At 37.9% G+C, this 14,029-nt stretch carries 17 protein-coding genes; 5 read left to right on the forward strand and 12 right to left on the reverse strand.

Translation table 11 applies throughout. The annotated features are described in order from the left end of the window. Positions 1-54: 54 nt before the first annotated feature. Entirely contained in the window at positions 55-1,443 is a 1,389-nt protein-coding gene (locus JMN32_RS24555; protein ID WP_202859028.1) for a sigma-54-dependent transcriptional regulator, read from the reverse strand. A gap of 36 nt (positions 1,444-1,479) precedes the next feature. Continuing rightward, entirely contained in the window at positions 1,480-1,851 is a 372-nt protein-coding gene (locus JMN32_RS24560; protein ID WP_202859029.1) for a response regulator, read from the reverse strand. A gap of 589 nt (positions 1,852-2,440) precedes the next feature. Between JMN32_RS24560 and JMN32_RS24565 the strand changes: the two genes are divergently transcribed. Then, on the forward strand, positions 2,441-2,944 hold the full coding sequence (locus JMN32_RS24565; protein WP_202859030.1) for a GIY-YIG nuclease family protein: 504 nt from the start codon (positions 2,441-2,443) through the stop codon (positions 2,942-2,944). 318 nt (positions 2,945-3,262) lie between these two features. Here the strand turns inward: JMN32_RS24565 and JMN32_RS24570 are convergent, their stop codons facing one another. After that, complete coding sequence (locus JMN32_RS24570) at positions 3,263-4,126, reverse strand: universal stress protein (protein ID WP_202859031.1); 864 nt, start codon at positions 4,124-4,126, stop codon at positions 3,263-3,265. Between the two features lie 193 nt (positions 4,127-4,319). Continuing rightward, positions 4,320-4,712: a response regulator gene (locus tag JMN32_RS24575; RefSeq protein ID WP_202859032.1), complete on the reverse strand. Its 393-nt coding sequence runs from the start codon at positions 4,710-4,712 to the stop codon at positions 4,320-4,322. A 574-nt stretch (positions 4,713-5,286) separates the two neighbouring features. Between JMN32_RS24575 and JMN32_RS24580 the strand changes: the two genes are divergently transcribed. Next, a complete protein-coding gene (locus tag JMN32_RS24580) occupies positions 5,287-6,507 on the forward strand; it encodes an MFS transporter (protein ID WP_202859033.1) in 1,221 nt (406 codons plus the stop codon). Here the strand turns inward: JMN32_RS24580 and JMN32_RS24585 are convergent, their stop codons facing one another. After that, complete coding sequence (locus JMN32_RS24585; protein WP_202859034.1) at positions 6,508-6,750, reverse strand: hypothetical protein; 243 nt, start codon at positions 6,748-6,750, stop codon at positions 6,508-6,510. A 233-nt stretch (positions 6,751-6,983) separates the two neighbouring features. Further along, complete coding sequence (locus tag JMN32_RS24590) at positions 6,984-7,550, reverse strand: hypothetical protein (protein WP_202859035.1); 567 nt, start codon at positions 7,548-7,550, stop codon at positions 6,984-6,986. 216 nt (positions 7,551-7,766) lie between these two features. Here JMN32_RS24590 and JMN32_RS24595 point away from each other — a divergent pair, with 216 nt between their 5' ends. Next, on the forward strand, positions 7,767-8,246 hold the full coding sequence (locus JMN32_RS24595; protein WP_202859036.1) for an RNA polymerase sigma factor: 480 nt from the start codon (positions 7,767-7,769) through the stop codon (positions 8,244-8,246). Then, positions 8,246-8,845: an SLC5/6 family protein gene (locus tag JMN32_RS24600; RefSeq protein ID WP_202859037.1), complete on the forward strand. Its 600-nt coding sequence runs from the start codon at positions 8,246-8,248 to the stop codon at positions 8,843-8,845. Before JMN32_RS24595 ends, JMN32_RS24600 begins: the two co-directional genes overlap by 1 nt. Here JMN32_RS24600 and JMN32_RS24605 read toward each other — a convergent pair. The 5 genes from JMN32_RS24605 to JMN32_RS24625 all read right to left on the reverse strand — a co-directional run bounded on the left by JMN32_RS24605 (position 8,839) and on the right by JMN32_RS24625 (position 12,647). Beyond that, positions 8,839-9,624: a DUF3667 domain-containing protein gene (locus JMN32_RS24605; RefSeq protein WP_202859038.1), complete on the reverse strand. Its 786-nt coding sequence runs from the start codon at positions 9,622-9,624 to the stop codon at positions 8,839-8,841. The genes JMN32_RS24600 and JMN32_RS24605 overlap by 7 nt on opposite strands. 86 nt (positions 9,625-9,710) lie before the next feature. Beyond that, positions 9,711-10,469, reverse strand: a complete 759-nt coding sequence (locus JMN32_RS24610) for a LytR/AlgR family response regulator transcription factor (protein ID WP_202859039.1) — start codon at positions 10,467-10,469, stop codon at positions 9,711-9,713. Positions 10,470-10,472: 3 nt separating this feature from the next. Continuing rightward, positions 10,473-11,495: a sensor histidine kinase gene (locus tag JMN32_RS24615; RefSeq protein WP_202859040.1), complete on the reverse strand. Its 1,023-nt coding sequence runs from the start codon at positions 11,493-11,495 to the stop codon at positions 10,473-10,475. A gap of 31 nt (positions 11,496-11,526) precedes the next feature. Continuing rightward, complete coding sequence (locus tag JMN32_RS24620) at positions 11,527-12,216, reverse strand: DUF2306 domain-containing protein (protein ID WP_202859041.1); 690 nt, start codon at positions 12,214-12,216, stop codon at positions 11,527-11,529. Positions 12,217-12,218: 2 nt separating this feature from the next. Next, positions 12,219-12,647, reverse strand: a complete 429-nt coding sequence (locus tag JMN32_RS24625; RefSeq protein ID WP_238354607.1) for a DUF2141 domain-containing protein — start codon at positions 12,645-12,647, stop codon at positions 12,219-12,221. 117 nt (positions 12,648-12,764) lie between these two features. Here JMN32_RS24625 and JMN32_RS24630 point away from each other — a divergent pair, with 117 nt between their 5' ends. Further along, complete coding sequence (locus tag JMN32_RS24630; protein ID WP_202859042.1) at positions 12,765-13,283, forward strand: DinB family protein; 519 nt, start codon at positions 12,765-12,767, stop codon at positions 13,281-13,283. A 71-nt stretch (positions 13,284-13,354) separates the two neighbouring features. Here JMN32_RS24630 and JMN32_RS24635 read toward each other — a convergent pair whose 3' ends face one another. Continuing rightward, positions 13,355-13,993 carry a tetratricopeptide repeat protein gene (locus JMN32_RS24635; protein WP_202859043.1) on the reverse strand — a complete coding sequence of 213 codons (639 nt, stop codon included), beginning with the start codon at positions 13,991-13,993 and terminating at the stop codon, positions 13,355-13,357. Positions 13,994-14,029 lie beyond the last annotated feature (36 nt).

The following is a 14,029-nucleotide window of genomic DNA, read 5'->3' on the forward strand; positions in this document are numbered from 1 at the left end:
TCTAACTTTATCTATAGCAGTAACACTTAAAACAGCTATTCATACTGATAAATATTACACATTAATATCATAGGCCTTCAATTTATTGTAAAGCGTTTTGCGATCAATATTCAATACTTCTGCAGCTTTAGTTTTATTATACCCAGTCTTTTCGAGCACACTGATGATCGCACTCCGTTCGGCATTTTCAGAAACTGATTTCAAGTTGGTGACATCCGCAACCTGCCCGTCATAGGATGTAAGGGCCGATGACAGGTAATCTGGAGAGATAATCTCGGAAGGAAGGCACTCTAAGCTTACACTTTCTCCCTGACATAACAAGACTGAACGTTTCACAACATTTTGAAGTTCTCGCAGATTGCCATGCCAATAATAGTTTCGCAGCTTTTCTTCCACTTCACTGTCAAACTTCTCCACATTTTTATCAAGCTGACTGTTAGCTAGCTGTAAGAAATGCTCAGCAAATATGAGGATATCCGTTTTCCTCTCTCTTAAGGGTGAAAGCTCAATTTTAAACTCATTCAAGCGATGGTATAGATCCTCCCTGAACTTACCATTTCTAACAACTTCCTTTAGGTCTTCATTGGTAGCTGCTATCACCCTTACATCTATTTCTATATCTCTTACTCCTCCAAGTCGCTTTATTTTCCTTTCTTGCAGTACTCGGAGTAGCTTAATTTGATTTTCATAGGTTAGGTTACCAATCTCATCCAGAAACAGCGTGCCACCATTAGCTAACTCGAAACTACCCTGCTTATCCGCCAATGCTCCTGTAAATGCACCCTTCATGTGACCAAAAAGTTCGCTTCCAGCTAATTCTTTAGGCAAGGCACCACAATCTATGGCTATAAAGGGTTCATTCTTACGTTGACTTTTATTATGAATAGCATTGGCAACAAACTCCTTTCCTGTACCTGTTTCCCCTGTAATGATCACTGACATGTCGGTAGGAGCAATAAGTTCAATATGCTTTTGCACTATCTCTGCCTGACTACTTCTACCTGTCACATATTGCTTTGTCAATGTTTTGGACTTCCCTCTGCTCTTATTGGTGCTTGTCCTTACCACATGTTGTTGCTCCTTTTGTTGCTTTATGGCATCCTTAACCGTGACCAATATTTCATCTGGGTACAAAGGCTTGGTTACATAATCATAGGCTCCATGTTTCAAAGTTTGAACAGCTATTCTCACATCAGAATAACCTGTTATTATAATTACCGCAGTATCTGGGTTAATAATCTTGATTTTTCTCAACAGACTTACTCCGTCTTCATCTGGTAACCTGTAATCACTAATTACCAGATCAAAGGCCTTCTTTCTGAGCAATCTTATCGCCTCTTCTCCGGTGTTTACATACTCTACTTCATAGTTGTTCTTCGTCAGGAATTTATTCAATAGTAGACAAATATCATTGTCATCGTCAATTATTAATATTTTCTCCATCGGTATATATTGTATCTGAATCTATGTTTTTAATATTCAGGAAGAATATGGTATTTCCAGTTCTTCCAGAGCATTTACAATCATTTGTTTGTTAAATGGTTTGGGAATAAAAAAATGTGCACCCTCTGATATGGCTCTTTGCCTTTCAATGCTACCATCATAAGCGCTGATAATTATTACCTTGGAGTTAGGGTTAGCCTTTTTCACTTTAGGTATTAAATGGAAACCCAGACCATCAGGAAGGTTCAGGTCCAGGAATACGATGTCATATTTCCTTTTGCCTATCTTATCAATTCCTTCAGAAACACTGTGGGCATACTCAGCTCCAAATCCCATTTTCCTCAACATACCAGATAGTAATAAACATATCTCCACCTCATCATCTACCACCAGTATCTGTTCCTTCATCTAGTCGCTAATTATTAATTTTAGATGTCCTTATTTTGCCCTCGGGTACGTGGTCACTCATGTTTACTTTTTCAAAAAATAGCTTCAAAAACAAGTAAACTGCACTCTAAAAACCACAAATATTATCAATACAGCCAGCACAACCTTAACTACTATCATGGTTGCCAGCATGATTTACCTTTCTCCTTAAAGAGAAAAATCTATACCAATATCACAAAATGCACCCTTATACCATTTGGGACGCATATATATATTTAATAATACAAAAAAATAATTCAAAAACGGGGAATTATCTCCACACTTAAGAGGATCATTATTCTCAAACATGCCTTTATCAAATCACTCCATATCTCATAAAGTCATTATCCGACTATGGCACAACCTTTTCTATATAACTCTTACAACTTCAAAAATCTGACACGTTATGAGTAACATATCATAAATTATAGCGGCTACCCTGATTTATCAGATAGCTGCTCTTGGTATTTGTTTTCAGTTTTGGAGCTCTCATTCATGTGCTTCTGATTTTTGTGATAACAGTGATACTTTTCAGGGTAATTCGGTGGCCACAGATTATAAACAACTTACTATGATAACTTCAACTACCATGAACAACTTTGAGCATACTTTTGAAGAGTATACCCAAGAGTATCTTCCTAAGAGGTTGGAGGTTTTTAAATCATTGATAGGAAAAGCATTCAAGGTAAAGGACCTCTTTGGCAAAGGGCAAGGAGAAAAGAGTATAATAAAAAAGCTAGGCAGACTTTCGGACTTCAAAGGTGTCTATGCTTTTATTGACGATGGTGAGGTGATCTATGTTGGCACTTCAGAAAAAGTTATTAACCGATTAAGCTATCATGTAAAAGGTTATACAAAATACCAAGCTCATCTGGCATGGGAACTGGCAAAAGAAAACAATCTCTACACCGACAAAAAGAATAAAGTTCCCAACCTCGACAAAACAAAAAGAATGATCATGAATATGAAAGTGCTGTTCATGGAAGTGACCTCTCCTGTCGAACGGCACCTTCTGGAAATATACAGTTGTATGTACTTTGACTGTAAGTTCAATTTCTTTGAAACCCACAGGTAAAGGGTTAGATAGCTTTCTACAACTTGACCAATGTTGACTCCATCCAAAAGAAAACCCAATATACCGCTTATATGGATGCTCACAGGTTTCCTATCTAGTACTGGGGTCAAGACTCCTAAGGTGACCATTGACATAAATTAGATGAATTTACCCAGGTATCCCGGGTTGCAAAACTTATATGGTTAAAATACTAGTCTCCTTCCCCAACTCTTGTTATTCTGACAGCTGGTAGCATCATCCTGCTACAATAGATAAGGCAAATACTATTTTGTCAAAAAACTCATCCTGATGTCAACACCTGAAGTATTTACTCTGATTTTATATATTATGCAGATTTATAGTTACGACGGGTGTTTCTGAGTGCATACTTAAGTGCTCGGACAAACTACTCCTTAATATTCTGAAGAAGCCATCCTCAGCGTGTGTAAATACGGCTAATAAACCGGCGTTTCGCTCGCTTGCAAAATTGATAAGGCCTTTTTCTTTATCATGATACGGCACCACACTAATAGTATAATTTCTTAGATCAAATTTGCTTGCAAATTCGCTGAGTTCTTTTTCCCTTTCAATTTTACTATCCTTACCAGGATCAACAACATTCACAATCTCAATCTCTGCATTTAAGCTCTCAGCTAGATCATTTAGATAGTTGGTGGCCTTAAGAAAGTTGTCCTTCCTATCCCTTTCAGTGCTTAAGCCCAAAACTATTTTTGAAAGATCTCCTTTCTTATAGTTCTCTTTAATTGATATTACCGGACATGTGGCTACCTCAATTACTTGTTCCGTATGGTTGCCCGAAAAAAATTCTTCTGCAGATTCTTCACCACTTGTACCCATTATGATCAGGTCAATATCATTTTCTTTTACAAATTTAGTAACACCTTTTTTCAACACTGAGTCATAAATTTTGTAATGGATTGGGCGTGTTTCTGTACTATACCTGGTGGCAAGTTCAGCCAATTGTTTATAATATCTTTTCACCAAACTGATAGCATAGACATTGTCTTCATTTACATATTTTTTATCTACATCACCAGTAACTGCAAAAGACTCACCCAGTGGATGCTTGGTAAAGTTTACCAGATATATTTCAGCGTTAAAAGTTTCTGGCATATCCATGGCCAGGCGCAGTGCATTTTCAGAAATGTCAGTAAGATCAGAAGGGATAAGTATTTTTCTCATAACTACATGTATGTTTATTGCTCCCTTTTAGAAGAGAAAAAATCGATCCAACAGATCATATAAGAGCAATAACAAGCATTAGACACAAATAAATACTGCTTATCATTTCATAGTTATACCTGAAAAATACATTACGTAGACAATTTTCTACACGGATGAAGAAGAATAGCCTTTTAATACTGTAACAAACCTGTCAGGCGACGAATGCCATCTCCAGAATTTCCTTAGAAATATCGGGTGTAAGAGGCTTAACAAAGTATTTAGCCACTCCAAGTTCAACACATTCCAAACGATCGTAGGAGCTACTCGAAGAGCTCAACACCACCACGGGTAACTGCTTTAACTCATCATCTTTTCCCATTTCTGCCAAAAACTCCTTACCACCCATAAATGGCATAATAAGATCTAGCAAAACAACAGAAGGGCGTTCGTTTTCAGTGTTTTTAAAATATTCAGTAGCTTCCGCCCCGTTTCTAACACGCTTAATATCACATTGCTCGCAAAACTTCGGAAGCATTGTGTTTACTATAAATGCATCAATATCATCATCCTCAACCAACAAGATCAGTGGTTTTTTACTGTCCATATAAAAAGTTTAAAGGCCTCTTTTCATTTGCCTCGTAGACGAACCCACGAGACTATCAATGCCAATGATACCATATCATTCATAAATGACAATGACGTTTATAATATAAAATTATCTCCGTGTATTTTCAAATATTTTTGAGTTTTAACCTGCATTTTCTTGTAGTATTTTTTATATCCTATTCCAGCTGAGAATGCCATCATATTCTAAACTACAGGTAATCAAAGAAGTAACGATAAAGAGGTTAATTTAACAGCATGATGAGATTTTACCAAATTTCAGACGAGCAACCATATATATTCGCGACTTCTGTCAGAAACTATCAAGAAATGATGGCAGTTATAAACTATGATTCCCTCCTGTACGCTATCAGTAAACCTCCTCTTGTTTTTCGCTGATCTCCCAGACAAGCTTTATAGGTTTATAACAACCTAACGACACTTTTAGGCGTAAGCCTTGAAATGGAAATACTTGGCCTTGCTATAAAGAGTACAAATAACATGAATTCAGGAATAATCCAGAATTAATTTCTTTTCATCGTTTAAACATTATTCAATATCTTCACACCATTCCCATGACTAAAGAACGACTCCTCCTTTTTATACTAGCAGCAGCTTTATTTACTCACATCATGGATTTTATGATCATGATGCCATTGGGGCCACAACTTATGCGTCTATTTGACATTTCCCCTCAGCAATTTAGCCTGCTGGTTTCCTCTTATTCTTTCTCAGCTGGTGCCTCTGGATTTTTTGCTGCCTTTTTGATTGACCGTTTTGATCGCAAAACATGCCTTACCTTTATATATATTGGTTTTACACTAGGTACCTTGGCTTGTGCCTTCGCACCCAGCTATGAGGTATTACTTCTAACCAGATGCATTGCCGGAGCCTTCGGAGGGATACTGGGGGCTCTAATATTGTCCATAGTAAGTGATGCCATTCCACTGGAAAGAAGAGCTGCCGGAATTGGTTTTGTAATGGCTGCATTTTCAGTAGCCTCTGTATTAGGGGTGCCTTTCGGACTCTACCTGGCCACCATCTTTAGCTGGCATGCCCCATTTCTGCTGCTGGCTTTGCTAGGTGTTATTATTAACATTCTGATACTTAATTATATACCCTCCATGCGCCAGCACATTGCCACTGAAAGCAATGTTTCCATTTGGCAAAGTGTCGTATCTATCATCAAGGTCATTTTTGGAAGGAGAAACCCACTTATGGGGCTGATCTTTACCTCCATGCTTATGCTGGGCCACTTTACCATCATCCCCTTCATTGCACCCTATATGGTGGGTAATGTAGGTTTTTCTGAGCAACAACTTACCTATATTTATCTGGTAGGAGGTGGTCTAACAATATTTACATCACCCATGGTAGGCAGGCTGGCGGACAAATACGGTCGCCTGAACGTATTTACTATTTTTGGAATATTGGTTATGCTACCTATCCTGATCATTACTCATTTGCAGCCAGTACCTTTATGGGAAGCATTAGTCTTTACCGGGGTATTCTTTATTCTTGCGAATGGAAGAATAGTACCTTCAACTACCATGGTAACATCGGTTATCAAGCCTGAAAACCGAGGGAGCTTTATGTCTATAAGATCATCTGTGCAACAGGTATCCTCAGGGCTAGCAGCTTTGATCGGAGGATTTATCGTTACAGAAACCCCCTCCACGGTTACTCCTGACGCTAAAGCGCTGTTGAATTACGAATATGTAGGGTATTTTGCTCTGGTTTTTAGCGTGGTAGCCATATTAATAGCCAGAACATTACGAGTAGAAAAGGGAGCGTAATTAATCTTCCTCACCTGAGGCTATATGCACAAAACGAGATAGCACAACCAAAGCACCGGATAGCATTGTTGCATTATTTCTAATTTGCTTAACCGTACGTACTTCCTCAGATACAGCACTTTCAACAAGGATAGGTTCGTCGCCATTACCATCTAATAATATTTTCCCCCAACATAAACAGGAAAGAAACATTATTGAAAACATGGTTATCAATAAAAGCTTATCAAGATATTGGTTAGACATGGGGCTTGTGGCTTGGTTGCTTTTAGTTATTTAGACTGTACAAGTGGCAAATTTGTTACACAAAACATCACTTTTTTTAACGAAAAATAAACGTTCAAACATGCAAGTTTTATATATATATATATGAAACTAGTCAAGCAAATAAGGAACAGGAAACGCTCAAGGTAATCGGAATTTGGAGAAACATAAAGTAATAAACCAGGAGTGCCCTAACAAATTAATTTCAAGGAGAATTACTCCCTACCCAATCTTTTTACTTCGGAGGTGTTGATTATTTCCTTCAGAAAACATTTTTTACTAGCATATAAGTTTGTCTGAGGCATTTCAGTATCATCAAATGAATCAGAATATTCACCCAAAGGCTTGAACCCCGCTATAAGTTGATCTAAATCATTCTGAGTAGCAAACCCATATAATGAAGGTGCGTCATTCTTCTCAACACTAGCTAACTCTGCAATTTTTTTCAGATTCAGGTTAACCTGTCTTTTTCCATCTGATGATTTCCACCGCCCTTTGATCTCCTTGGCGAAGTTGTTATCCTCAGAGATAAGCTTTGCTTCAATAGTAGCGATAAATTGATTTTCTTCGTCAAAAATTATAAGGCCAATACCACTTTTATCGGATGCCATTCTGCCACTAAAGGTAAACAGTACCCCTGTACGCTCTATAATATACGACCCTGATACTGTAGGACCGTTGAGTTGTAGGTTAAACTCAACTTTTTCGGTAATTCCCAGATGTCCGCTATAATAAAACATGTGATTGGTAGTCCCTACCTCATCATACTGTGCATTTGCCATATTGACAAATAGTATTTGTGTACTAAGAAGAGAAAACAAGAGTATTTGTTGGAAGCGACTCACGAGCGTATATTTAACATGCAAAAATATGACAAAAAAACTTTCTTCAAAATTCGTACTACAGTGTAACATCCTTAGTCTCGAAATAATTTAGCATTTTTTTGTAAGAAATAGTTCTTTTAAGACACTATTAAATAGAGAATCGTTGTAATTAAAGTGAAACAGGAAGAAAAAGAGTTTTTAGATCAGATAGATCTGCACCAAAATATTGTACATAAGGTATGTAGAATGTACACTAATAATAAAGATGATCACGATGACCTTTTTCAGGAAATTCTTCTGCAATTATGGCAGGCATACCCCAGATTTAAAGGTAACTCAAAACTTACTACTTGGATGTATCGTGTAGCTTTATATACTGCTATATCCAGAAATAAAAAGAAGCAACGCCTCGTAAGTGAAAGCATAGACAGCAAAGCCTATGAATACTATGAAAACCATGACCCTTATCGCTATGAAAACTTACGCATGGCCATTTCCACGCTATCCGAAACAGACAAAGCTTTGGTAATGCTCTATCTCGAAGAAAAACCATATAAGGAAATTGCTGATATCATGGGCCTCACAGAAACTAACGTTGGTGTAAGACTCAACAGAGTAAAGAAAAAACTAAAAGAAATATTGGTTATAAGATAATGGAACTTAACGAACTAAAAAAAACTTGGCAAGAAGCCAAACCTGTTCAATATAGCAGAAAAGAGCTCGATAGCATCTTTGAGATCAAAACAAGAAGATCTCTTAAAAGCATAAACAGGTCGATGCTAACTGATGCGGTTTTTATGGTACTGGTAACAGCAGGTTTTGTATCGATTACTTTTATACTGGGGCTGAAAAGCAGGTATATCATCAGTGGAGAACTGCTGTTTATAGCTATCCTGCTGTGCCTGCATTACCGAATAAAGCACCTGACTTTAAGCAGGATAAACCTCAGTGAAAACAATATTACAGAAGCCATTTTACAGATCATAAAAAAGGTAAAGGGTTATTTGCTCCTTTACAAAGTATTGACTCCGCTCATTGCTGGGGGGTTGTTTATTCTCTATCAGGTTAATACGAATTTTTATAATACTGGCATTTATTCTCTGCCACGGCCAGCTTTCACCATAGGTATAGCTTTGAGTACAGGTATTTTAGTACTTGCTCTAACTCATTTCATTACAACTACCATGTATGGAAAAGAGCTCAAACGCCTTAAACAGATGTATAAAGACTTGGCACATGGCAAGAATTATTGACCCAATATGGATCTGGCCAGTTCGTTATCAACAACCAGCATTAAAATAACAAATGCGGCAATCAAAAATGCAAACAATATAAAGCCAAAAGTAAAACCCAATAGCCCTTTAACAAAGTTCATGACCTTATTGCCGCTATAAAAGCTGGCGCATCCAAATGCATAGAAAAAAATGGATATAGGGAAGACATAGCTATTACCTGATACTCCCCAAAACTTAAAGGCAAAAAGTGCCATAAAGGACAGCAACAGCGGATGGGCATGTGTATAAAAAATCAACACAGATGTTTCCAGTAGGTTGTATCCCTTTTTCCTAAACAAAATATAGGTACTAAGAGTAAAAAAGGGAATCAATGCAAATGACACTATTTTTAAGTTATCCATTAGCATCCGATGCAACCCTTCGGCCTTAGTTCCCTGAGCATTTTGCCCCGTAAATATATCGCTGGTGTTTCTGGTAAATTCAACCATATCCACATTGAGTATGGATACACACAATACATAAATGGTGCTTAATATAAATAAATACCCCACAGGCCCAATGTATTTTACTCGGTTACCATCTATAAATAACTGTACCACATGGCCTGGCCTTATGGTCAAATCTCTCACTGTTTTGGCAAACTTATTATCGAGCCCTAAAACCCGTTGATTTACTTCGGAAAGAATTGTATTCCACTTCAACTTATTAACCTCAACCTTTTGTCCGCATTGACTGCAATATACGGCTTCAACTTTTGCAGAACAGTTGATACAGTGTGATGAAGGCTTTTGTTCCATAGGGATGTAAAAATTCGAAATTAAATATAATTGATTTTTGAATTCATTTCCCCTTTTGAAAAATTAAAATGTTGGCTATAAACCACCTATCTGTCCAACCAACTTTTAAAATCATTTACCCGCTCACGGCTCACGATTACATCCTCATCGGTGCAGTTTTGCAGCACTACCCTCAACCTGCTGTTGGAGTAACTGATTATATCTTCAATAGCTTCTAGTGATATCAGGTATTTCCTGCTAATTCTAAAGAAAATCTCAGGGTCCACCATTCCCTCAATCTGCTCCAGGGAATAGTCCAGCAAGTAATTTTTTGCATCTTCTAAGCAACAGAAAGAAGCTTTATCCCTGCTGAAAAAATATTGAATTTCATCTACAGCGATCGACTTAATATGTTCTCCCACCTTGACCACGAACCTGCTTTTATATTTATTCGTGAGCATAGTCATTGCCTGATTAATCTGAGCCAGGGTATTACTTTGAGATTGATGGTTATTAGCAAGACGATCTAACTTTTTAAATGCATTATCAAGCTCCTCTTCATCGATCGGTTTTAACAAATAATCAATGCTATTAACCTTAAATGCTTTCAAAGCATACTCATCGTAAGCAGTGGTAAATATAACAGGTGCCTGGATGTCTACATGCTCAAAAATCTCAAAGCTTAAGCCATCAGCTAGTTGTATATCCATGAATATAATCTCAGGGTCGTGTGATTGTAGCCACTTGATTGCTTTCTTGACTGAGTCAATCTTAGCCAATACATTGATCTCTCCGTTGTAATTTTTAAGTAGCCTTTCCAGCCGTGCTGCAGCTGGCTTCTCATCTTCAATTATAAATACATCCATAGCTTATTTCAATAATGGCAACCCAACGGTAAACTTATGATCACTATCATCTATTATCACCGGGTGTTCTGTAAAAAAGGAATACCTGGCCTTAATATTCGCAAGTCCCATTTCAGATGACTCACTTTTAATTATGTTTTTCTTTTGAAGATTGTTAACCACGAATAAATAGCCTCCTTCCTGATATATGTCTATTTGCAATGGCTCATCTTCTGAAATGATATTATGCTTAATGGCATTTTCCAGCAACATCTGAATACTCAAAGGAGGAATTCTTACCCCCTTTGGCTCCATTTTCTGTTTAGAAACCTGAAGACTATCACTATACCTTATTTTTTGTAAAAAAAGATACGACTCTGCAAATTTCAATTCCATTTCCAACTCCTCCAAATCTTTATCTCTCGACTCCAATACATACCTATAAACATCAGAAAGCTTTTTTATAAATTTGACTGCCTGATCCTGATCCTCATAAACGAGGTTGGTAAGTGCATTCAGGCTGTTAAAAAGGAAGTGTGGGTTTACTTGATTTTTCAAAGATTCGTACTTCGAACTTATGACCTCCTTTTTCATTCGTTCGCTCTCTACAGCCAATTCTCTCCACGATCTCAAAAAAGAAACACTATACAGTATCAGAGAAATCAACATGGTAAACACTACAGAGTAAGTAAGGATATTTTTGATGTTTCCCATTGATATGTCAAACAAATACTCGAGGGCATAGAAAATACAAACTATAGCAATGCATGTATATATAACATGGCCTAAAATACCAAGCATAAGTCTTTTCACAGGATATTTTACCCAGTAGTAGCGAGTATCTATCAAGTCTGCAACGTATGAGTTCCCTTTCCATAAAGTAACCCATGCAATGGAGTTTATAAAAAAGACCCAGCCCAGATGTTCAGGATTCTTAAAACAATCTGGACAAGACACAAATGCAAAGGGTAAACTGATCAAAATAATAACACCAATCTCTTTTAACTGCTTAACCCAAAAGCTTTTCTTGCTAACAATACCAATCATAGAAGGTGAAATTATCAAAATATTTTAAGACTCAACTTTTGATCGTTACCAAATCTTCGACTTTATGATCCCCGCTGATTTTCTTTTTATATTTATAAATGGTGTAAGTGATAACAGGCACACCGATTATGGAAGGCCATACCCATTGCCAAAGGCCAGGCATAAATGTAAAAACCTGAGAGGAGAATGCCGTAACAGCTGCTATATAACTCCCCAACATGCCTCCAATATGTTCGAACAACCACTTGTTTTTATCTTTATTACTCAAAAAGCTTCGTAGATTCCCCAAAGCAACAATCAAGCCTCCAATTCCAAAACCTATAGCCAGATACGCATAGAACCCTAATTCATTTCCCATAGCCTGCACGATACCCCACCCAATAAATACAAGATTGAAAGCCAGTGCAATGACAAGCGCTATCCAGTCCAACATAGCCGGAGCGGCACCTCGCCCCAGCCTTTTAAGATATAACCAACGGTAACCACTTACTACCCAATAGTAACTGAATACTGCAATCATCAACAAAAATGGAATCCATTTAAAAATAGAGAGCACCAGGGCTGTGACAAAAATTGCAGACATAGTCCAAAAATATACTTTACCCCATATTCTGTGAGTATTTGCACCTTTACTGACCACCATCGCCACCGGAGCAGCAATAAGGGCAATACATCCGGCCAGTATATGGATCAACAACATGCTATTAACGAGATCTTCCATTTTTATAGTTTGATTGTAATTACCTCATCATATTCTACATAAAAAGAAGCATCACTATAAGTAGCCGGCCCAAACATACCCCTTGCATTATTGGAAAAACCATATTTTTCAGTAGGCCCCATCATTCCCATATCAAGTTCACCATTATTGTTTTTATCATGGATCACCGCTATGGCATAAGTACCAACAGACAGACCTTCAATATGAAAGGTATGGTTATCATCTTGCGCAACATCAATATATAGCGTTTTCATTTCATTCTTTAACCAATCGTTTTCTGAGCTATACAACGCCAATTGAAGCTTACCAGCGGATGCAATGCTACCCTCTATTTTAACGGTTAAATTTGCAACCATTTGCTCATCTCCTTGTGCCTTAAGGCTTACCATACTTATAAAAACTATTAGGAATACTAAAGTTAATCTGGTCATGATTATTTCATTTTTTCTTTAAACATGATGTAAAAGTGCAGCTCCTAATGACCTCTTTCAAAAAATAACTACTCGGTTGTAGAATCCGTTAGATGAACTGTAACATAGAATAACCCAATGGAATTTAACCTCAAACAATCCACTGAAATACTTTCAAAAACCCCTGCTATCCTTAGTACGTGGCTCAGCGATCTACCTCCGGACTGGACACACAAAAATGAAGGTGAAGATACCTGGAGTGCCTTTGATATTGTCGGGCATTTGATCCATGGAGAAAGAACGGACTGGATAGCTCGCACCAGACTTATTATAGAAAAGGGGGAAGACAAACCGTTTGAACCATTCGACAGGTTTGCTCAATTTAACAGCAGCAAAGGAAAGTCATTAAAGGACCTGCTGCAGGAATTTGAAAAGCTGCGCAGCGAAAACCTCAGAATACTAAGTACTTTGCCTGTTGCTAAAAACCTAAATAAGAAAGGAAGACACCCTGCTCTGGGGACAGTCACATTGAAGCAGTTGCTGGCTACCTGGGTGGTACACGACCTCAACCATTTACATCAGATGAGCCGGGTAATGGCGTTTCAATATCGTTATGAAGTCGGGGTTTGGAGAGAATACCTTGGAGTGATAAAGTAATGATCAAAAATAAAGGCTTTGCTAAACTTCCAAGGTTAAGCAAAGCCTTTATCATAGGCCCATAGCCGCTTCTACTTACACATTTCCGACGCAGCTATTGCCCCTCCCTTTCCCCAGGCAGGGGCCAAGGGGCTATCCGGCGTGTACACATCAAACTTACTAACTGCTGCCTGTATCTTCGTGCATGCCTCACTCGTATCAGCCCCAAAAAACTTGGCTGTACCAAACTCCATTTGGCCCATAAGATACAATGCCCTAGGGTTATCAGGGTTAATCTCCAGCGCCTTACTGAAAGCCTGCATAGATAGCCCTGAATACTGAGCCCCGCGGGTAGCCGGATCTACAGTTACTCTGATCATATGTACAAACCCCTCAAGGGCAATTATTTCCGATTCCTTAGGAGCAATTGCCTTCCCAGCATTGATCCTCTCAAGCGCAAGGTCAAGATATTTATCCTTCATGGAAACTTCATCAGCGTTTGTGGCCATCATGATGTACCCAAAGCCGGCATAATATAGAGGCCCCCACTTATCTGTTTCTTTCGCCGCTATGCGATCAAACTTGTTAATTACAGTCTGATATTCTTCAATGGTTCTTGATTCATAAAGTTTCTCAATATTCTCTTTCATCACCTCTTCATATTTTGATGGTGCCGCCTGACTCAAATGTGCAGCAAAAAGCATGGTTGCAATCAAAACTATAGTTCTCATAATGCTTGTATTTTTAATTGTTTATAATGTTTAATA

The organism is Fulvivirga marina, assembly GCF_016775155.1.
Classification (GTDB): domain Bacteria; phylum Bacteroidota; class Bacteroidia; order Cytophagales; family Cyclobacteriaceae; genus Fulvivirga; species Fulvivirga marina.